Below are 20,440 nucleotides of genomic sequence, written 5' to 3' on the forward strand. Positions count from 1 at the left end.
GGGCGTGGCCCGGCGTCGGTTTTTGCCGTTTTGCTTGTAGTCCTTAGTGCACCAGCATGCCGGTGAACCAGTAGGCCTGAGCCAGGGTGATCAAGCCGACAATCGTTGCAAAGAATAGGCTGTGCTTGAGGGTAAAGCGGAACAGATCCGATTCCTTGCCCACCAGGCCGGTCGCGGCGCAGGCCACGGCGATCGATTGTGGCGAAATCATCTTGCCGGTCACGCCGCCGCTGGTGTTCGCCGCCACCAGCAAGGTGTCGTTGACACCGATCTGGTGCGCGGTGGTTGCTTGCAGCGAACTGAACAGAGCGTTGGACGAAGTATCGGAACCGGTGAGGAACACGCCCAGCCAACCTAGGAACGGCGAGAAGAACGGGAAGGCTGCACCGGTGCCTGCCAACACCAAGGCCATGGTCGAGGACATGCCCGAGTAGTTGGTGACGAAGGCGAACGCCAGCACCATGCCGATGGACAGGATCGGCCAGCGCAGCTCGTAGAAGGTCTCTTTTAAAGTGGTAAGACCAATTTTTACGTTGATCTTCAGCGCCAGCATCGAGATCAGTGCCGAGAAGAATATTGCCGTGCCGGTGGCGGAAATCGGGTCCAGTTTGAACACTGCCGGAAGGGCGGTTGGCGCGGTCACGATCGGCGCGACCTTGATCACCATCTGATCCAGGTGCGGGATCGCGAAGTTGAACACAAAGCTGTACATCGAACCGCCGGCGGCGAACATCGCCTTGAACGGCTTCAGGGTCCAGAGGGTGACCAGTACGGTCAGGATCAGGAACGGCGACCAGGCCTTGAAGATTTCCCCAAGGCTGTAAGGCGAAGCCACGGTTGTACGTTTCTGACCGAAACCACCGACGCTGGCGCTCACCACGGAGGCCGAGACAGCGCCGACGATGTGTTGGCCGGCGGCGCGTTTTGGTTGCCAGACTTTCAGGAACAGGGTCAGGGAAATCAGGCTGGCCAGGGCCGAGGTGATGTCCGGCAGTTCCGGGCCGATGAAGTTCGAGGTGAAGTACTGGGTCACGGCAAAGCTCAAACCGGCCACCAGGGCTGCTGGCCAGGTTTCCCGCACGCCGCGCAGGCCGTCCATCATGAACACCAGCCAGAACGGTACGAACAGCGACAGCAGCGGCAGTTGGCGGCCGGTCATGGCGCCGATCTTGAACGCGTCGATGCCGGTCACTTGCCCGGCCACGATGATCGGAATGCCGAGGGCGCCGAAGGCTACCGGCGCGGTGTTGGCGATCAGGCACAAGCCGGCCGCGTACAGCGGGTTGAAGCCCAGTCCTACAAGGAGTGCGGCGGTAATCGCCACTGGTGCGCCGAAACCTGCGGCACCTTCCAGGAATGCACCGAAGCAGAAGCCGATCAGCAGGACCTGCAGGCGCTGGTCATCGGTGATCGACAGGACCGAACTGCGGATGACTTCAAACTGACCGCTCTTGACCGTCAGCTTGTAGAGGAACACCGCTGCCACGATGATCCAGGCAATCGGCCACAGGCCATAAGCGAAGCCATACCCGGCGGCGGCGAGCGCCATATCGACCGGCATCTGGAAAGCGAAGATCGCCACCAGGATCGACAACGCCAGGGTGATGCTGCCGGCCACGTGCCCTTTGAGGCGGAACACGGCCAGGGCCAGGAAGAAAAACACGATGGGGATGACGGCTGCGAGTGCGGACAGGCCGAGGCTGCCGAGCGGGGTATAGAGCTGTTGCCAAGTTTGCATATGGGGTGGCCCCTAATTGTTGTTGGTCAGGCACTGATCAGCGTTCTTGGATAATTGGTAAGACCAATTTACAATCGCTGTTGGCTAGGGTAAAAGCCTTGTAGGCGGTGTGTCAATTTGCCGCCCTAAAACTTTTGTCGAATGCAAAGTGTGCAGGTCGTCCGTCTGGTATGACCAAGTGCGCTGTGGCAGGTGCTGGCGCGGCGCCAATAGGCCAGAATAGAGCCCCGGCGAGCCGTCGGATCGTGGAGAAATCGAGTTATGGGGTTTGATCAGATTCGTCAGCGCCGTTTGTCTGACGATATTGTCGAGCAGCTTGAGGGCATGATCCTCGAGGGCACGCTGAAGGCCGGAGAGCGCTTGCCGGCCGAGCGCGCGTTGGCCGAACAATTTGGCGTGTCCCGCCCTTCGTTGCGTGAAGCGATTCAGAAGCTGACCGCCAAGGGGCTGCTGGTCAGTCGCCAGGGTGGCGGCAACTATGTGGTGGAATCACTGGGTACCACCTTCAGTGATCCCCTGTTGCATCTGCTGGAAAGCAACCCCGAGGCGCAGCGCGATCTGCTCGAGTTTCGCCATACGCTGGAAGCGTCCTGCGCCTACTACGCTGCGTTGCGCGCCACTGATGTGGATCGCGAGCGGCTGACCGCGGCATTCAACAAGTTGCAGGACTGCTATTCGCGCCACGAAGAGGTGAGCCGTGCCGAAGAGGGGGCCGCGGACGCAAGTTTCCATCTGGCGATCGCCGAGGCCAGCCACAATGCCGTGCTGCTGCATACCATTCGCGGGCTGTTCGACTTGCTCAAGCGCAACGTGGTGACCAACATCGGTGGCATGTACAAGCAGCGCACTGAAACCCGCGACATGCTGATCACGCAGCATCGGGAGTTGTACCAGGCGATTATCGAAGGGCGGGCGGAGCAGGCGCGGGAAGTATCCAGTCGGCACATTCTGTATGTGCAGGAGGTGCTGGAAGAAGTGCGTCAGGAAGTGCAGCGCGTGGCCCGGGCGGAGCGGCGCAAGGGGATGTAGTCAGTCGGTTCTACATCTTTTGTGGGATTGCTTTCGCGGGCAAGTCGGATCGCCGCACCGCCGCTCCCACAGGGTTTCAGGGTTGCCGCAAAAACTATTGGCAGCCACAGACCTTGTGAGAGCGGGCTTGCCCGCGAAGGGGACCTCAAGGCGAAAGAATTACTCTTCCTTGCCCTTGTTGCGCACCGCACGCTGCAACTCGCGGCCAGCATCGCGTTCGCGCTCGGTATCGCGCTTGTCGTATTCCTTCTTGCCCTTGCCCAGGGCGATCTCGCACTTGACCATGTGCTTGCTCCAGTACCAGGACAGGCACACGCAGGCGTAACCCTTTTGCTGCACGGCAGCGGCCAGCTTTTCCAGTTCGCGCCGGTTGAGCAGCAACTTGCGGGTGCGCACCGGGTCGGCGATGACGTGGGTGCTGGCGGTCGTCAGGGGCGTAATGTGGCTGCCGAGCAGCCAGGCTTCGCCATCCTTGAGCAGGACATAACTGTCAACCAGTTGCAGCTTGCTTGCCCGCAGACTTTTTACTTCCCAGCCGGCCAGGACCAGACCAGCCTCGAACTTGTGCTCGATGAAGTAATCGTGTCGCGCCTTTTTATTTTGCGCGATGGTCCCTGTTGGGTGTTTCTTCTGTTTAGCCATAGGGGCGGCATTATAGGGAGTTACAACAGAGTCGGCTACGGGGTTGCTACGTGCTTGAGCAGGTTGATTGAATCCCGGACAATGCTGCCTCTTTTTTAAACGCTTGGGCGTGATAACGATGTCGACAGACAAGGTTTCTGTCCACGGCAGTTGGGCTAGCCGCTGGGTCTTCATACTCGCCGCGACCGGTTCGGCCGTGGGGCTGGGTAGTATCTGGAAATTCCCGTACATGGTCGGCGTCTATGGCGGCGGTGCCTTCGTGCTGATGTTCCTGGCCTGCATCGCGCTGATTGGCGTGCCGGTCATGCTGGCCGAAACGCTGATCGGCCGGCGTGCACGGCAGAGCCCGGCCAATGCCCTGAAGACGCTGGCGGTCGAGGCGGGGCACTCGGGCAAATGGTCCTGGGGCGCATTTGCCGGAATGATCACGGCGTTGCTGATCCTGTCGTTCTACAGTGTGGTGGGCGGCTGGTCGCTGGATTACATCATCGACATGGGGCGTGGCGACTTTCAGGGTGTGACCGCGGATCAGGTGGGGGCTTACTTCGGCAATGTCATTGCCGATCCCTGGCGCCTGACACTTTGGCACACGATTTTCATGCTGCTGTCAGCGGTGGTGATCGCAAAGGGCGTGGTCGCCGGGCTTGAGCGCAGTTTGCGCATCATGATGCCGTTGTTGTTCGTGATGGTCCTGGTGCTGCTGGGCTACAGCATGACCACCGGCCATTTCATGGAGGGCGTGCATTTCATGTTCGACTTCCACCCGGAAAAGGTTATGGATGGCTTGTTGCCCGCGATGGGGCATGCGTTCTTTTCCCTGAGCGTGGGCGTCGGTTCGATCATGATCTATGGCGCCTACATGCCGAAGAGCTCGTCGATATCGGGGACTGTCGTTGGCGTGGCGCTGCTCGACACCTTCGTTTCCCTGGTGGCTGGCCTGGCATTGTTTCCGATTGTTTTCGCGGCGGGCCTGAACCCGAGCGAAGGGCCAGGGCTGATGTTCGTCAGTCTGCCGTTTGCCTTCGGCAACGTGGCGTTCGGGCAATTGATGGGGGTGGTGTTCTTCGTGCTGGTGGCGGTCGCTGCCTGGAGTTCGGCGATTTCCCTGCTTGAACCGATGGTGGCCTACCTGGTGGAGCGCACTAAAGTGAGTCGTGCATGGGTCACCTTCTGGCTGGCTTTCAGCTGTTGGTTTGTCGGTCTGGGCACGGTGTTCTCCTTCAATATCTGGAAGGAGGCCAAGTTCTTCGTGAACGAAGGCGGGGTGTTCCACCTCTACCAATGGGGAGCAACCGGTGGTTTCGACTTCTTTGGCGTGATCGATTTCTTCACCTCGCGACTCATGCTGCCGCTTGGTGGTTTGTGTTTCGTGGTGTTTGCGGGCTGGATCATGGGGCGTGAAGCGGTGCGCGACGAGTTGTCGATCCGCAACCCGGCGCTGTTTGGTCTGTCCTTGTTCTTGATGCGCTATGTGGCGCCCATCGGCATCCTCGTAGTGTTTGCCGCCCAGCTGTGGAAGTAACGCTGACATGACGACACACATTTCACGTTCGGCCTTGCTGCCGTACCCGGCTCAAGCGCTGTATGACCTGGTCAACGACGTGGCGCGCTACCCGGAGTTTCTGCCGTGGTGCTCTTCGGCCGAAGTCCTGGAGAGTTCCCCTGAGCATATGCGGGCGAGCGTTGGGGTGGCCAAGGGTGGCCTTAGCCAGCATTTCGTCACGCGCAACACCCTGATTCCTGGGCAGTCGATCGAAATGAACCTCGAAGAGGGCCCTTTCACCCAATTGCATGGCATCTGGGTATTCAAGGCGCTGACCGACAAGGCCTGCAAGATCAGCCTCGATCTGTCGTTCGATTATGCCGGGCCACTGGTTCGTGCCACCTTGGGGCCGCTGTTCAATCAGGCGGCCAACACCCTGGTGGATGCGTTCTGCCAGCGTGCCAAGCAGATACATGGTTGAGGGCATGATTGAAATCGAGGTGGTCTACGCGGCGGTAGACCGTCAGGTGCTGTTGACGCTGACGGTGCCGGTCGGGACTAGCGTGCGGGCAGCCTTGCTTGGGTCTGCCCTGGTTGGGGAGTTTCCGGAGCTGGATCTGGCCAATTGTCCCGTAGGGATCTTCGGCAAGGTGGTAGCCGATCCAGAGCGTCGGCCAGTCCAGGCCGGGGATCGTATCGAGATTTACCGACCATTGTTGGCTGATCCGAAAGAGGTACGTCGTCTGCGCGCGGCAAAAGCTGCCGAGGCCAAAGCGCGGAATCAGTGAGTGGCTGGAACGCCAGGCAATAAAAAGCCCGGGCATGCCGGGCTTTTTATTGCGTCGCAAATTATTGCGGCGAGGTGTCCAGTGGTTGCGGCGTCGGGACCGGAACGGTTTCTACGCCGTCGACGTCCTTCTGGATCTGGTCCAGCAGCGAACCTGGCTTGACCGGTTTTTCCGGTTTCGGCTTCTCGACGTTTTCTACCGGGGCAGCCACTGTCGTGCCGCTGTCCTTGCCGAGAATGGCCTCGTCACGGCTCACGCCTGGCATGAAATCACCAGAGAGGCTGACAAGCTGATCATTTGGGTTGAAGATAACGCTGATGCGTTCCTGTTGGCGTTCACCGCCACCCGGTTGCAGGCTGTACAGATAATCCCAGCGATCGGCATGGAACGTGTCAGTCAGCAGAGGGTTGCCCATGATAAACCGTACTTGCTTGCGGGTCATTCCCGGGCGTAACTGGTCTATCATGTCCTGCGTGACGACATTGCCCTGCTGGATGTCGATTTTGTAAACCCCGGGGAATGAACAACCGGCGAGTGCGAGCAGTCCCACAAAGGTGAAACTGGTTAGCAAGAGCTTGGTGTTTTGCATCGGTGGGCGACTTCCACTATCTTGGCTGGGACAACGTAAACGCCGATCATACCCGCATTAAGAGAAGCTGCGAAGCAGCATCGCGAGAAAGCTGACCATGGTTGAAAATAGCGAACTACGCAAAGCCGGCCTCAAAGTGACCCTGCCAAGGGTCAAAATTCTGCAAATGCTCGACTCCGCCGAGCAACGCCACATGAGTGCCGAGGATGTCTACAAGGCCCTTATGGAGGCTGGTGAGGACGTCGGTCTGGCCACGGTTTACCGTGTTCTGACCCAGTTCGAGGCAGCTGGCCTTGTGGTGCGGCACAACTTCGACGGAGGCCACGCGGTCTTCGAACTGGACGACGGAAAGCATCACGACCATATGGTCAACGTCGAAACCAGCGAAGTGATCGAATTCTTCGACGAAGAAATCGAGCGGCTTCAGAAAGCAATCGTCGACAAGTATGGCTTCGAGATGGTTGATCACAATCTGGTGCTGTACGTACGCAAGAAAAAGTAAGCATGTCGCGCGAACATCCGTTCGCGAAACGAGCGAAGGCGACCCCAGGGTCGCCTTCGTGCTTTCTGCGGTGCACAAGGTTTCTGTAGGAGCTGCCGTAGGCTGCGATCTTTTGATCTGTGCTTTTAGAAAGGGCAAAGTCAAAAGATCGCAGCCTGCGGCAGCTCCTACAGGGGGCGCTTCAGATTTTTGCAGTGACGACCATTTTTTTCGCGTGCGCCAGGGATTCCTTGGTGAGATCGATGCCGCCCAGCATTCGCGCGACTTCTTCGACGCGCTCGTTTTTGCTCAGTTTAGAAACCGCTGTGCGGGTGGCATCTTCTCCGCGCACTTTATGCACAAATAGATGCTGATGGCCCTGAGCTGCCACTTGCGGCAAGTGGGTCACGGTCAGAACCTGCCCGCGCTCGCCGAGCCTGCGCAGCAACTGGCCGACGATTTCTGCGGTCGGGCCGCCGATGCCGACGTCGACTTCGTCGAATACCAGGGTCGGTACACGGGAGGTCTGTGCGGTGATCACCTGAATCGCCAGGCTGATCCGCGACAGTTCGCCGCCGGACGCCACTTTCGCCAGGGCCTTCAGCGGCTGGCCGGGGTTGGCGCTGACCAGCAGTTCTACCTGTTCGAGCCCGTTTGGCAGCAGTTCGTTGCCGCTGTTCGGGCGCAGTTCAATGGTGAAGCGGCCGCCGGGCATGCCCAGTCGCTGGATTTCCTGCTCCACGGCGCTGGCCAGGCTGTTCGAGGCTTGATGCCTTAGATCGCTCAGTTCCCGGGCCTTTTCCTGGTAGTGCCGGGCATAGGACGACAGCTCATCGCTCAGGCGCTCGATGGATTCGTCGTTGGCGTTCAGGGTTTCGATTTCATCCAGCAGTTTCTGCTGCATCTCGGCCACTTCAGTCGGCTGGATGCGGTGTTTGCGCGCCAGGGTGTAGATCGCATCGAGGCGTTCTTCCAGGTATTGAAGGCGCGATGGATCGGCATCGAAATTGTCGAGGAAACGGTTCAGTTCGCCCACGGCCTCTTCAACCTGGATCTGTGCGCTGGTCAGCAAGCTGCTGGCTTCGCCCAGGGCGCCGATCGAGCTGTTTACGCTCGACAGTCGGTTGAGGCTGGCGGTGAGGGCGTTGAGGACATTTCCGGAATCACTTTCGCTGCATTGTTCGACGACTTGCCGGCAAATCCCCAGCAGCGTTTCGGCGTTGGTCAGGTTCTTGTGTTCCTGTTCCAGCAGCTCCAGCTCATTGTCACCGAGGCCAAGGTTTTCCAGTTCTTCGAGTTGATAGCTGAGCAATTGATGACGGGCGCGTTGCTCGTCACCGGAGTTGGAGAGCCGCTCCAGTTCCTGGCGGGTCTGGCGCCAGCGTTGGGCGGCCAGTTGAACCTGGCGGGCCAGATCCGTCGCGCCGGCATATTCATCGAGCAGGCGACGGTGGGTGTCGGTCTTGAGCAGGGATTGGTGTTCGTGCTGACTGTGAATGTCGATCAGCAGTTCGCCCAGCGCCTTCAGATCGCCAAGCGGGCAGGGCGTACCGTTGATGTAGCCGCGCGAGCGTCCTTCGGATGTGATCACCCGGCGCAGGATGCACGGGCCGTCGTTTTCGAGGTCGCGTTCGGCCAGCCAGGCGCTGGCTTCCGGAATGTCGGCCAGATCGAAGGTGGCCAGGATATCGGCCTTGTCGGCGCCGGGACGGACCACGCCGCTGTCGGCACGATCGCCCAGGGTCAGGCCCAGCGCGTCGAGCATGATCGACTTGCCCGCGCCGGTTTCCCCGGTGATCACGCTCATCCCGCGATCGAGTTCGAGATCGAGATGTTCAACGATGGCGTAGTTGTGTACGGACAGGTGCACCAGCATATGGGCCGCTCCCAGGTGTTAGGTCTGGTTATTTATACAGTGTTTTGTTTCTGGCTGACAATGCCCCTCGTTAGCTCGATTCGAACGGTCCGGCGAATCCCTTATCGCGAGCTGGCATGACAATGCGGTTGTTTTTTGTAGGGTTAATCATTGGCGCCCCTTGAAGCCGGATTTTGCGGCCCCATATAGCTGGGCAGAAGCGCGAGTTGAGCTCGCGGACGATATTGAAAGGAGAAATCTATGGCTGACGAACAGACAGTGGATACGCAAAACCCAGACGCCAACCAGGCGCCCGAGGCTTCGGGTGAAGACCTGGCGGCTCGTGTACAAGTGCTCGAAGAGCAACTGGCAGGCGCTCAGGATCAGGCTTTGCGTGTAGCCGCCGATCTGCAGAACGTCCGCCGTCGCGCCGAGCAGGATGTGGAGAAGGCTCACAAGTTCGCACTGGAAAAATTCGCCGGCGACCTGCTGCCGATCGTCGACAGCCTGGAACGCGGCCTGGAGCTGTCCAGCCCGGACGACGAAAGCATCCGTCCGATGCGCGAAGGCATCGAGCTGACCCTGAAAATGTTCCACGACACTCTCAAGCGTTATCAGCTTGAAGCGATCGACCCGCATGGCGAACCGTTCAACGCCGTCCACCATCAGGCGATGGCCATGCAGGAAAGCGCCGATGTCGAGCCAAACAGCGTTCTGAAGGTGTTCCAGAAGGGCTATCAGCTCAATGGTCGCCTGCTGCGCCCGGCGATGGTCGTGGTCAGCAAGGCGCCTGCGCCGGTTTCGCCTTCGATTGACGAGCAGGCTTGAAATCCGCCGCAAGGCCCCCATTTATAAGTCAAGCGTTTAAGTGCTACCGCAGTTAGCCACCACTGCTGCGGCAACCAAATCCAAAGTTTCGGGAGAGTGAACATGGGCAAAATTATCGGTATCGACCTGGGGACTACCAACTCCTGCGTCTCCGTGCTGGAAAACGGCAAGGCAAAAGTTATTGAAAACGCTGAAGGTGCGCGTACCACGCCGTCGATCATCGCTTACGCCAACGATGGCGAAATCCTGGTTGGCCAGTCGGCCAAGCGTCAGGCTGTGACCAATCCGCATAACACCCTGTATGCGGTGAAGCGTCTGATCGGTCGTCGTTTCGACGAAGAAGTCGTGCAGAAAGACATCCAGATGGTCCCTTACAAGATCGTCAAGGCTGACAACAGCGACGCCTGGGTTGAAGTGAACGGCCAGAAAATGGCACCGCCACAAATCTCGGCTGAAATCCTGAAAAAAATGAAGAAGACCGCCGAAGACTACCTCGGCGAGACCGTGACTGAAGCGGTGATCACCGTTCCGGCCTACTTCAACGACAGCCAGCGCCAGGCGACCAAAGACGCCGGCCGCATCGCCGGTCTGGACGTAAAACGTATCATCAACGAACCAACCGCAGCCGCTCTGGCCTACGGTATGGACAAGGCCAAGGGCGATCACACCGTGATCGTTTACGACCTGGGCGGCGGTACTTTCGACGTTTCCGTGATCGAGATCGCTGAAGTCGATGGCGAGCACCAGTTCGAAGTACTGGCCACCAACGGTGACACGTTCCTGGGCGGTGAAGACTTTGACATTCGTCTGATCGACTACCTCGTCGACGAATTCAAGAAAGAAAGCGGCATGAACCTCAAGGGTGACCCGCTGGCCATGCAGCGCCTGAAAGAAGCCGCTGAAAAAGCCAAGATCGAACTGTCCTCGAGCCAGTCGACCGACGTGAACCTGCCGTACATCACTGCAGACGCCACCGGTCCGAAGCACCTGAACGTGAAGATCTCCCGCGCCAAGCTCGAAGCATTGGTGGAAGACCTGGTTCAGCGCACCATCGAGCCTTGCCGCATCGCAATGAAAGATGCCGGTATCGACGTTGGCGCGATCAACGACGTGATCCTGGTGGGCGGTCAGACCCGTATGCCACTGGTTCAGAAGCTGGTCACCGAGTTCTTCGGTAAAGAAGCTCGTAAAGACGTCAACCCGGACGAAGCGGTTGCCATGGGTGCTGCCATCCAGGGTGCGGTACTGGCCGGTGACGTAAAAGACGTTCTGCTGCTCGACGTCAGCCCGCTGACCCTGGGTATCGAAACCATGGGTGGCGTGATGACTGCGCTGATCGAGAAAAACACCACGATTCCTACCAAGAAATCGCAAGTGTTCTCGACTGCCGACGACAACCAGGGCGCCGTGACCATTCACGTGCTGCAAGGCGAGCGTAAGCAGGCTGCTCAGAACAAGTCCCTGGGCAAGTTCGACCTGGCCGACATTCCACCAGCTCCACGTGGCGTGCCGCAGATCGAAGTGACCTTCGACATCGACGCCAACGGCATCCTGCACGTAGGTGCGAAGGACAAGGCTACCGGCAAGACTCAGTCGATCGTGATCAAGGCCAACTCCGGTCTGTCCGACGAGGAAATCGAGCGCATGGTGCGTGATGCCGAGGCTAACGCCGAGGAAGACCGCAAGTTCGAAGAGCTGGCCGCTGCCCGTAACCAGGGCGACGCACTGGTTCACTCGACGCGCAAAATGGTTGCTGACGCGGGCGACAAGGTCACCGCTGAAGAGAAGACCGCGATCGAAGCTGCCGTGGTTGCACTGGAAGCCGCTGTAAAAGGCGACGACAAGGCTGCCATCGAAGCCAAGGTTGAAGAGCTGTCGAAAGTCTCGGCGCCGGTTGCACAGAAGATGTACGCCGAACAGGCTCAGCCTGCTGAAGGCGCGGCACCGCACGATGAGAAAGCTGAAAAGGCTGACGATGTTGTCGATGCCGAGTTCGAAGAAGTCAAAGACCACAAGTAAGTTGTTGGTCGGCCGGTTGACTGCCTTTAGGCGGTGACTGGTAGGATGTCGCCGCGCGGGAGCTTGCTCCCGCGTTGGCGTATCTGGAATACGCGAATTTTTACAGCATGCGACAGCGTTCGCGTGCTGGCGGTATGGCCGGAAATGCTCCTGCTTTTCGAGCTGAAAGTACCGCATCGAATCAAAGACCAGGATCGTTGAATTGACGTGAGTTGGGTCCGGGCCTGTATTGGGGCTCAACGAGTTCGGCAAACTCAGGAGGGTTTTGCCGGACGTCCTCAAGAGTGCAAAGACTTATGGCAAAGCGTGACTATTACGAAGTATTGGGTGTTGAGCGTGGCTCAAGCGAAGCGGACCTGAAAAAGGCTTACCGTCGCCTGGCGATGAAGCACCACCCGGACCGTAATCCCGATGACAAGGCGTCGGAAGAGATGTTCAAGGAGGCCAGCGAGGCCTACGAAGTGCTGTCGGATTCCAGCAAGCGCGCGGCCTACGACCAGTACGGTCATGCCGGTGTCGACCCGAGCATGGGTGGCGGCGGTGCCGGTTTCGGCGGTCAGAACTTCTCCGATATCTTTGGCGATGTCTTCAGTGACTTCTTCGGTGGCGGTCGCGGCGGTTCCCGTGGCGGCGCTCAGCGCGGCAGTGACTTGCGCTACACCCTGGAGCTGGACCTGGAAGAAGCGGTACGCGGCACGACCGTGAATATCCGCGTTCCGACGCTGGTCAATTGCAAGCCGTGCGATGGCTCCGGTGCCAAGAAAGGTTCTTCGCCGGTGACCTGTCCGACGTGCGGCGGTATTGGCCAGGTGCGCATGCAGCAAGGCTTCTTCTCGGTGCAGCAGACCTGCCCGCGCTGCCATGGCCAGGGCAAGATCATTTCCGATCCGTGCGATTCCTGCCACGGCGAAGGTCGCGTCGAAGAGTACAAGACTCTGTCGGTGAAAGTGCCGGCCGGCGTCGATACCGGTGACCGCATTCGTCTGTCCGGCGAAGGCGAGGCGGGTGCCCAGGGTGGCCCGACCGGCGACCTGTACGTGGTGATCAACGTGCGCGAGCACTCGATCTTCCAGCGTGATGGCAAGCACCTGTTCTGCGAAGTGCCGATCAGCTTCGTCGATGCGGCGCTGGGTGGCGAGCTGGAGATTCCGACCCTTGATGGTCGGGTCAAGTTGAAGATCCCCGAGGGGACCCAGACCGGCAAGCAGTTCCGTGTGCGTGGCAAGGGTGTCGCCCCTGTGCGTGGCGGTGGTGCGGGCGACTTGATGTGCCGTGTGGCGGTCGAGACGCCGGTCAACCTGAGCCGTCGCCAGCGTGAAATGCTCGAGGAGTTCCGCAGTTCGCTGGCGGACGACAACAGCCATTCGCCGAAAACCACAGGCTGGTTCGAAGGCGTGAAACGCTTCTTCGGCGATTTGTAAGGAGACAGGCATGCGACGTATTGCAGTGATGGGCGCCGCCGGGCGCATGGGCAAGACCCTGATTGAGGCGGTGCAGCAGGCGCCAGGCGCCGGGTTGACGGCGGCAGTGGATCGTCCTGACAGTACGCTGGTCGGTGCGGATGCCGGTGAGATGGCGGCTATCGGTCGCATTGGTGTGCCGCTGTCCGGCGATCTGGATCGGGTGGTCGACGAGTTCGACGTGCTGATCGACTTCACGCACCCGACGGTGACCCTGAAGAACCTGGCTTTCTGCCGTAAACACGGCAAGGCCATGATCATCGGGACCACGGGCTTCAGTGTTGAAGAAAAGCAGTTGCTGGCGGAAGCGGGCAAGGACATTCCGATTGTCTTCGCGGCCAACTTCAGTGTCGGGGTCAACCTGTGCCTGAAGTTGCTCGACACGGCCGCTCGCGTACTGGGTGACGATGTCGATATCGAAATCACCGAGGCTCACCATCGGCATAAAGTCGACGCGCCGTCCGGCACTGCCGTGCGCATGGGTGAGGTGATTGCCGATGCGTTGGGTCGTGACCTGAAGAAAGTGGCGGTGTATGGCCGTGAAGGCCAGACCGGTGCGCGTGATCGTGAAACCATCGGTTTCGCCACTGTGCGTGCCGGCGACATCGTCGGTGATCACACCGTGCTGTTCGCCGCCGACGGCGAGCGTGTCGAGATCACCCACAAGGCGTCCAGTCGCATGACCTTCGCCAAGGGCGCGGTACGTGCTGCATTGTGGCTGGACGGGCGCGCGCCAGGCCTTTACGACATGCAAGACGTGCTCGATCTGCGTTAAGATGCACCCGAAATCGGGCTCGCGCACCGCGTTTGAGCCCGGTTTTGTTCCGTCAAGCGACGTCCTGTCGCATTCTCCAGCCTTTAAGGCTCATTGGCGGTAGACCGAAAAGGCCTTTTTCTGTAAGCTACAGCTTTAGTGTGTCCACTAAAAGCGCGCAGAATAATTCAGTGAAGAAGCGGGGTGACGTGTCCATACGTCACTCCGCTTTTTTACAACCTGCGATCGCCCTTTCAGGCTTTATTTACGGGAGGTCTTCTTGACTAAGCCAGCCATACTCGCCCTTGCTGATGGCAGCATTTTTCGCGGCGAAGCCATTGGAGCCGACGGTCAGACCGTTGGTGAGGTGGTGTTCAACACCGCAATGACCGGCTATCAGGAAATCCTTACCGATCCTTCCTACGCCCAACAGATCGTTACCCTGACTTACCCGCACATCGGCAACACCGGCACCACGCCGGAAGACGCCGAGTCCAACCGCGTCTGGTCCGCTGGCCTGGTCATCCGTGATCTGCCTCTGGTGGCGAGCAACTGGCGTAACACGATGTCCCTGTCCGATTACCTGAAGGCCAACAACGTTGTAGCCATCGCCGGTATCGACACCCGCCGCCTGACGCGCATCCTGCGTGAAAAAGGCGCGCAGAACGGCTGCATCATGGCCGGTGACAACATTTCCGAAGAAGCCGCCATCGCCGCCGCCCAGGGTTTTCCTGGTCTGAAAGGCATGGATCTGGCGAAGGTTGTCAGCACCAAGGACAGCTACGAATGGCGTTCGACTGTCTGGGATCTGAAAACCGACAGCCACGCGACCATCGAGGCTTCCGAACTGCCGTACCACGTGGTTGCCTACGACTACGGCGTCAAGGTGAACATCCTGCGCATGCTGGTCGAGCGCGGTTGCCGCGTGACCGTGGTGCCGGCGCAAACCCCTGCTGCCGATGTGCTGGCGCTGAAGCCGGACGGCGTGTTCCTGTCCAACGGCCCTGGTGATCCGGAGCCATGCGACTACGCGATCCAGGCGATCAAGGACGTGCTGGAAACCGAGATCCCGGTCTTCGGTATCTGCCTCGGTCACCAACTGCTGGCCCTGGCCTCCGGTGCCAAGACCCTGAAAATGGGTCACGGTCACCACGGTGCCAACCACCCGGTCCAGGACCTGGACACCGGTGTGGTGATGATCACCAGCCAGAACCACGGTTTTGCCGTGGACGAAGCCACCCTGCCGGCCAACGTTCGCGCGATCCACAAATCGCTGTTCGACGGCACCCTGCAAGGGATCGAGCGTACCGACAAGAGCGCCTTCAGCTTCCAGGGTCACCCGGAAGCCAGCCCTGGCCCGAACGACGTGGCGCCATTGTTCGATCGCTTCATCAACGAGATGGCCAAGCGACGCTGATCGCTCGCCATGATGTAGCAAAGCTTGAGGGTGGTCCCGCATCGGCGGCCCCCTCAAGTCTTCAGAGATTGAACAAGACGGCTTGCCGACTGACCTGCGGATTTGAGTGACAAACCCATGCCAAAACGTACAGACATTAAAAGCATCCTGATTCTCGGCGCTGGCCCGATCGTGATCGGCCAGGCCTGCGAATTCGACTACTCCGGCGCCCAGGCCTGTAAAGCCCTGCGCGAGGAGGGTTACCGCGTCATCCTGGTGAACTCCAACCCGGCCACCATCATGACCGACCCGGCCATGGCCGACGCCACCTACATCGAGCCGATCAAGTGGCAGACTGTTGCCAAGATCATCGAGAAAGAACGTCCGGACGCGCTGCTGCCGACCATGGGTGGCCAGACCGCCCTGAACTGCGCCCTGGACCTGGAGCGCGAAGGCGTTCTGGAGAAGTTCGGCGTAGAGATGATCGGTGCCAACGCCGATACCATCGACAAGGCTGAAGACCGTTCGCGTTTCGACAAGGCGATGAAGTCCATCGGCCTGGCGTGCCCGCGTTCCGGTATCGCCCACAGCATGGAAGAGGCCAACGCGGTCCTCGAGAAGCTCGGCTTCCCGTGCATCATCCGTCCGTCCTTCACCATGGGCGGCACCGGTGGCGGTATCGCTTACAACCGTGAAGAGTTCGAAGAAATCTGCGCCCGTGGTCTGGACCTGTCGCCAACCAAAGAGCTGCTGATCGACGAATCGCTGATTGGCTGGAAAGAATACGAGATGGAGGTTGTCCGCGATAAGAAGGACAACTGCATCATCGTCTGCTCCATCGAAAACTTCGACCCGATGGGCGTGCACACCGGTGACTCGATCACCGTGGCTCCGGCACAGACCCTGACCGACAAGGAATACCAGATCCTGCGTAACGCCTCCCTGGCGGTGCTGCGCGAGATCGGCGTGGAAACCGGTGGCTCCAACGTTCAGTTCGGTATCTGCCCGAACACCGGTCGCATGGTCGTGATCGAAATGAACCCGCGCGTATCCCGTTCCTCGGCGCTGGCTTCGAAAGCCACCGGCTTCCCGATCGCCAAGGTCGCGGCCAAGCTGGCTGTGGGCTACACCCTCGACGAGCTGTCGAACGACATCACTGGCGGCAAGACCCCGGCGTCTTTCGAACCGTCCATCGACTACGTCGTGACCAAGCTGCCACGTTTCGCCTTCGAGAAGTTCTCCAAGGCTGACGCGCGCCTGACCACCCAAATGAAGTCGGTGGGTGAAGTCATGGCCATCGGCCGTACCTTCCAGGAATCCCTGCAGAAAGCCCTGCGCGGCCTGGAAGTCGGTGTTTGCGGCCTGGACGAGAAGGTTGATCTGAGCAACCCGGAAAGCATGAGCGTGCTCAAGCGCGAGCTGACCGTGCCGGGCGCCGAGCGTATCTGGTACGTGGCGGACGCCATGCGCGCCGGCATGAGTGTTGAAGACATCTTCGGCATGACCATGATCGATCCTTGGTTCCTGGTGCAGATGGAAGACCTGATCAAGGACGAAGAGAAGGTCAAGACCCTGGGGCTGACCAGCATCGACCGTGACCTGATGTTCCGCCTCAAGCGCAAAGGCTTCTCCGACATGCGCCTGGCCAAGCTGCTGGGTGTGACCGAGAAGGCCCTGCGTGCCCATCGTCACAAGCTGGAAATCTTCCCGGTCTACAAGCGCGTCGACACCTGCGCTGCCGAGTTCGCCACCGACACCGCTTACCTGTACTCGACGTACGAAGAAGAGTGCGAAGCGGCGCCATCGGGTCGCGACAAGATCATGATCCTGGGCGGCGGTCCGAACCGTATCGGCCAGGGCATCGAGTTCGACTACTGCTGCGTACACGCGGCACTGGCCCTGCGCGATGACGGTTACGAGACCATCATGGTCAACTGCAACCCGGAAACCGTTTCCACCGACTACGACACCTCCGATCGCCTGTACTTCGAGCCAGTGACCCTGGAAGACGTGCTGGAAATCGTTCGCGTCGAGAAACCAAAGGGCGTGATCGTCCAGTACGGCGGCCAGACCCCGCTGAAACTGGCCCGCGCCCTGGAAGCTGCTGGCGTGCCGATCATCGGCACCAGCCCTGACGCCATCGACCGCGCCGAAGACCGCGAGCGCTTCCAGCAAATGGTTCAGCGCCTGAACCTGCGTCAGCCGCCAAACGCCACCGTGCGCAGCGAAGACGAAGCCATTCGTGCCGCCGCCAAGATCGGTTACCCGCTGGTGGTGCGCCCGTCCTACGTACTGGGCGGTCGTGCGATGGAAATCGTCTACGAAGAAGAAGAACTCAAACGCTACCTGCGTGAAGCGGTTCAAGTGTCCAACGACAGCCCGGTGCTGCTGGATCACTTCCTCAACTGCGCCATCGAGATGGACGTGGATGCGGTCTGCGACGGCAAAGATGTGGTAATCGGCGCGATCATGCAGCACATCGAGCAGGCCGGTGTTCACTCCGGTGACTCCGCGTGCTCGCTGCCGCCGTACTCGCTGCCGGCGCACATCCAGGACGAGATGCGCGAACAGGTCAAGAAAATGGCCCTGGAACTGGGCGTGGTCGGCCTGATGAACGTTCAGTTGGCGCTGCAAGGCGAAGACATCTACGTCATCGAAGTCAACCCGCGTGCTTCCCGTACCGTGCCGTTCGTGTCCAAGTGCATCGGTGTTTCCCTGGCGATGATCGCGGCGCGCGTGATGGCCGGTAAAACCCTGAAAGAGCTGGGTTTCACCAAGGAAATCATCCCGAACTTCTACAGCGTGAAAGAGGCGGTGTTCCCTTTCGCCAAATTCCCTGGTGTTGACCCGATCCTCGGTCCAGAGATGAAGTCGACCGGTGAAGTGATGGGCGTGGGCGACACCTTCGGTGAAGCGTTCGCCAAGGCCCAGATGGGTGCCAGCGAAGTGTTGCCGACCGGCGGTACTGCGTTCATCAGCGTACGTGACGACGACAAGCCACTGGTTGCGGGCGTGGCCCGTGATCTGATCAACTTGGGCTTCGAAGTGGTTGCCACTGCCGGGACTGCCAAGCTGATCGAGGCTGCAGGCCTGAAAGTGCGCCGTGTGAACAAGGTGACCGAGGGTCGTCCGCACGTGGTCGACATGATCAAGAATGACGAAGTCACGCTGATCATCAACACCACCGAAGGTCGTCAGTCGATCGCTGATTCGTACTCCATTCGTCGTAATGCCCTGCAGCACAAGATTTACTGCACCACCACCATTGCTGCTGGCGAAGCCATCTGCGAAGCGCTGAAGTTCGGTCCCGAGAAGACCGTGCGCCGCTTGCAGGATCTACACGCAGGATTGAAGGCATGAGCATAACGAAGTACCCAATGACCGTTCAGGGCGCTCGCGCCCTGGAAGAAGAGCACACTCACCTGACCAAGGTCGTTCGTCCGAAGCTCAGCCAGGACATCGGTACGGCCCGCGAGTTGGGTGACTTGAAGGAAAACGCCGAATACCACGCTGCCCGCGAGCAGCAGGGTATGGTCGAGGCGCGGATCCGTGACATCGAAGGCCGCATGCAGAACGCGGTGATCATCGATGTGACGACCATTCCTCACACCGGCAAGGTGATTTTCGGCACCACCGTCGAAATCGCCAACGTCGAAACCGATGAAAGCGTGACTTACCAGATCGTTGGTGAGGACGAGGCTGACATCAAGCTGGGCAAGATTTCCGTCGGTTCGCCGATCGCTCGCGCCTTGATTGCCAAGGAAGAGGGTGATGTGGTCGCTGTGAAAACGCCTGGCGGTGTTATCGAGTACGAGATTGTCGAAGTTCGCCACGTCTGAAGGCCGGCGCCCGTTTCGTGCGGGCGCCATGCTTTGGCAACTGACCCAGATGTTGTGGGTCGGTGGCTTGTGGCTGTTGCAAGTTGGTCTGTTGCCGGTGCTGGGCCGAATTGGCCTGGCGCCGCTGCTGATCGACGAAATTGCAGGCACGCTCAATGCGTTGGTAGTGGGATTCGCTACGGCGTGTTTGATTTTTCAGGCTTTGGTGCTGATTAAGGCCGAGGGCCTTGTCAGTCTATGGCGGGATATACGTGGGCAACTGCTGTTGATGGCACTGTATGCGTGCGCGATGTACTTCGTGGTGCGCTTCGGTTGGCCGGATGCGCTGCGTTGGCAGGCGTTCAGCTATCTTGTTCTGGGCTTTTCCGGGCTGGTGCTGGTGTTGCAGCCGGTGCCGGGATGGAGTGGCAGGGTGCGCGAAGCACACCCTTGACCCTTGCCATCACTTGAAGCGATGGACGTTCGACAGCTGCTTGTTGACGCTGAAGTTCTTGCGGTAGATCAGCGCCATCTTGCCGATGACCTGAACCAGATCCGCTTTGCCGACCTTGCAGAGCTCTGCAATGGACGCCAGGCGCGATTCGCGATCGAGGATGTTGAGCTTGATCTTGATCAGCTCGTGATCCGCCAAAGCGCGTTCGAGTTCGGCTAACACACCTTCAGTCAAACCATTGTCTGCCACAATCAAAACCGGTTTCAGATGGTGGCCAATGGATTTGTACTGTTTCTTCTGCTCTTGAGTGAGCGGCATAATCTGACCCCTGCGTCTGATCTTGTAAAAAGCGGCGGCCAGTTTACCCGAGCGAGTCCGGGACCGCCCAGTTAATCACGACCCGTTTTAATTCCGAGGTATCCCGTGGCCCGTTCCAAGACAAGCCTTAAGTGGCTGCAAGAACATTTCAACGACCCATTCGTCAAAATGGCACAGAAAGACGGGTACCGTTCCCGCGCCAGCTACAAACTGCTGGAGATCCAGGAAAAGGACCGTTTGATCCGCCCAGGCATGAGCGTAATCGACCTGGGTGCGGCTCCGGGTGGCTGGTCGCAGGTGACCAGTCGTCTGATTGGCGGGCAGGGCACACTGATCGCTTCTGACATTCTTGAAATGGACAGCATCCCCGACGTCACCTTTATTCAAGGCGACTTTACCGAGGATGCCGTGCTGGCCCAGATCCTCGACGCGGTCGGAAATAAAGAAGTAGACCTTGTGATTTCCGACATGGCCCCCAATATGAGTGGATTACCGGCCGTTGATATGCCGCGCGCGATGTTCCTGTGCGAATTGGCACTGGATCTGTCGACGCGGGTGCTCAAGCCCGGTGGTGATTTTTTGATCAAGATCTTCCAGGGCGAAGGTTTCGACGAATTCCACAAGAGCGTTCGCCAGCAGTTCGAGAAGGTGCAGATGCGCAAGCCGACCTCGTCGCGCGACCGCTCTCGCGAGCAGTACCTGCTGGGTCGCGGCTTCCGCGGTCGCAGTGAGGAATGAGTGAATTTTCGATCGAGGTGATAGGATTTTTGTATTACGCCTTGTCAGAA

General features: G+C 59.4%; 19 protein-coding genes. 14 read left to right on the top strand and 5 right to left on the bottom strand.

All coding sequences use genetic code 11. The features are described from left to right. Window positions 1-43 precede the first annotated feature (43 nt). Window positions 44-1,738, bottom strand: a complete 1,695-nt coding sequence (locus Q8X48_RS14945; protein WP_407800822.1) for a lactate permease LctP family transporter — start codon at window positions 1,736-1,738, stop codon at window positions 44-46. A gap of 261 nt (window positions 1,739-1,999) precedes the next feature. Here Q8X48_RS14945 and Q8X48_RS14950 point away from each other — a divergent pair, with 261 nt between their 5' ends. Further along, window positions 2,000-2,767, top strand: a complete 768-nt coding sequence (locus Q8X48_RS14950) for a GntR family transcriptional regulator (protein ID WP_015093426.1) — start codon at window positions 2,000-2,002, stop codon at window positions 2,765-2,767. Window positions 2,768-2,926: 159 nt separating this feature from the next. Here the strand turns inward: Q8X48_RS14950 and smpB are convergent, their stop codons facing one another. Further along, window positions 2,927-3,409 (bottom strand): SsrA-binding protein SmpB, encoded by a 483-nt coding sequence (gene smpB, locus Q8X48_RS14955; RefSeq protein WP_126050901.1) that lies wholly within the window; start codon window positions 3,407-3,409, stop codon window positions 2,927-2,929. A gap of 118 nt (window positions 3,410-3,527) precedes the next feature. On the opposite strand from smpB, the gene Q8X48_RS14960 reads away from it, so the two are divergent. Genes Q8X48_RS14960 through Q8X48_RS14970 form a run of 3 tightly spaced genes read left to right on the top strand, consistent with a single transcriptional unit; the run spans window position 3,528 to window position 5,680 of the window. Continuing rightward, a complete protein-coding gene (locus tag Q8X48_RS14960; protein WP_407800823.1) occupies window positions 3,528-4,931 on the top strand; it encodes a sodium-dependent transporter in 1,404 nt (467 codons plus the stop codon). A 7-nt stretch (window positions 4,932-4,938) separates the two neighbouring features. Next, the gene (locus Q8X48_RS14965) at window positions 4,939-5,373 is read left to right on the top strand and encodes a type II toxin-antitoxin system RatA family toxin (protein ID WP_057716487.1); all 435 of its coding nucleotides are present in this window, start codon (window positions 4,939-4,941) and stop codon (window positions 5,371-5,373) included. After that, window positions 5,366-5,680 (top strand): RnfH family protein, encoded by a 315-nt coding sequence (locus Q8X48_RS14970; RefSeq protein ID WP_407800824.1) that lies wholly within the window; start codon window positions 5,366-5,368, stop codon window positions 5,678-5,680. Before Q8X48_RS14965 ends, Q8X48_RS14970 begins: the two co-directional genes overlap by 8 nt. 61 nt (window positions 5,681-5,741) lie before the next feature. On the opposite strand, the gene Q8X48_RS14975 is transcribed toward Q8X48_RS14970, so the two are convergent. Continuing rightward, the gene (locus tag Q8X48_RS14975; protein ID WP_126049194.1) at window positions 5,742-6,269 is read right to left on the bottom strand and encodes an outer membrane protein assembly factor BamE; all 528 of its coding nucleotides are present in this window, start codon (window positions 6,267-6,269) and stop codon (window positions 5,742-5,744) included. Between the two features lie 97 nt (window positions 6,270-6,366). Here Q8X48_RS14975 and fur point away from each other — a divergent pair, with 97 nt between their 5' ends. After that, the gene (fur, locus tag Q8X48_RS14980) at window positions 6,367-6,771 is read left to right on the top strand and encodes a ferric iron uptake transcriptional regulator (protein WP_003197684.1); all 405 of its coding nucleotides are present in this window, start codon (window positions 6,367-6,369) and stop codon (window positions 6,769-6,771) included. Between the two features lie 181 nt (window positions 6,772-6,952). On the opposite strand, the gene recN is transcribed toward fur, so the two are convergent. Then, window positions 6,953-8,626, bottom strand: a complete 1,674-nt coding sequence (gene recN, locus Q8X48_RS14985; RefSeq protein WP_407800825.1) for a DNA repair protein RecN — start codon at window positions 8,624-8,626, stop codon at window positions 6,953-6,955. 240 nt (window positions 8,627-8,866) lie between these two features. Here recN and grpE point away from each other — a divergent pair, with 240 nt between their 5' ends. The 8 genes from grpE to Q8X48_RS15025 all read left to right on the top strand — a co-directional run bounded on the left by grpE (window position 8,867) and on the right by Q8X48_RS15025 (window position 19,334). Then, the gene (gene grpE / locus Q8X48_RS14990; RefSeq protein WP_007973134.1) at window positions 8,867-9,433 is read left to right on the top strand and encodes a nucleotide exchange factor GrpE; all 567 of its coding nucleotides are present in this window, start codon (window positions 8,867-8,869) and stop codon (window positions 9,431-9,433) included. 102 nt (window positions 9,434-9,535) lie between these two features. After that, window positions 9,536-11,452: a molecular chaperone DnaK gene (gene dnaK / locus Q8X48_RS14995; RefSeq protein ID WP_015093432.1), complete on the top strand. Its 1,917-nt coding sequence runs from the start codon at window positions 9,536-9,538 to the stop codon at window positions 11,450-11,452. A 296-nt stretch (window positions 11,453-11,748) separates the two neighbouring features. Next, window positions 11,749-12,873: a molecular chaperone DnaJ gene (gene dnaJ / locus Q8X48_RS15000; RefSeq protein WP_407800826.1), complete on the top strand. Its 1,125-nt coding sequence runs from the start codon at window positions 11,749-11,751 to the stop codon at window positions 12,871-12,873. Window positions 12,874-12,883: 10 nt separating this feature from the next. Then, window positions 12,884-13,687: a 4-hydroxy-tetrahydrodipicolinate reductase gene (gene dapB / locus Q8X48_RS15005; RefSeq protein WP_407800827.1), complete on the top strand. Its 804-nt coding sequence runs from the start codon at window positions 12,884-12,886 to the stop codon at window positions 13,685-13,687. Between the two features lie 259 nt (window positions 13,688-13,946). Next, on the top strand, window positions 13,947-15,083 hold the full coding sequence (gene carA / locus Q8X48_RS15010) for a glutamine-hydrolyzing carbamoyl-phosphate synthase small subunit (protein WP_095965946.1): 1,137 nt from the start codon (window positions 13,947-13,949) through the stop codon (window positions 15,081-15,083). A gap of 117 nt (window positions 15,084-15,200) precedes the next feature. After that, a complete protein-coding gene (carB, locus tag Q8X48_RS15015) occupies window positions 15,201-18,422 on the top strand; it encodes a carbamoyl-phosphate synthase large subunit (protein ID WP_015093434.1) in 3,222 nt (1,073 codons plus the stop codon). Window positions 18,423-18,424: 2 nt separating this feature from the next. Beyond that, complete coding sequence (greA, locus tag Q8X48_RS15020; protein WP_032829443.1) at window positions 18,425-18,901, top strand: transcription elongation factor GreA; 477 nt, start codon at window positions 18,425-18,427, stop codon at window positions 18,899-18,901. 28 nt (window positions 18,902-18,929) lie between these two features. Then, window positions 18,930-19,334: an MFS transporter gene (locus Q8X48_RS15025; protein ID WP_407800888.1), complete on the top strand. Its 405-nt coding sequence runs from the start codon at window positions 18,930-18,932 to the stop codon at window positions 19,332-19,334. A 9-nt stretch (window positions 19,335-19,343) separates the two neighbouring features. Here the strand turns inward: Q8X48_RS15025 and Q8X48_RS15030 are convergent, their stop codons facing one another. Continuing rightward, window positions 19,344-19,652, bottom strand: coding sequence for a YhbY family RNA-binding protein (locus Q8X48_RS15030; RefSeq protein WP_007942889.1), 309 nt, complete (start codon window positions 19,650-19,652; stop codon window positions 19,344-19,346). A 105-nt stretch (window positions 19,653-19,757) separates the two neighbouring features. Here Q8X48_RS15030 and rlmE point away from each other — a divergent pair, with 105 nt between their 5' ends. Continuing rightward, window positions 19,758-20,390: a 23S rRNA (uridine(2552)-2'-O)-methyltransferase RlmE gene (gene rlmE, locus Q8X48_RS15035; protein WP_007988685.1), complete on the top strand. Its 633-nt coding sequence runs from the start codon at window positions 19,758-19,760 to the stop codon at window positions 20,388-20,390. Window positions 20,391-20,440 lie beyond the last annotated feature (50 nt).

The organism is Pseudomonas sp. QLc11A (genome assembly GCF_052112305.1).
Classification (GTDB): domain Bacteria; phylum Pseudomonadota; class Gammaproteobacteria; order Pseudomonadales; family Pseudomonadaceae; genus Aquipseudomonas; species Aquipseudomonas laurylsulfatiphila.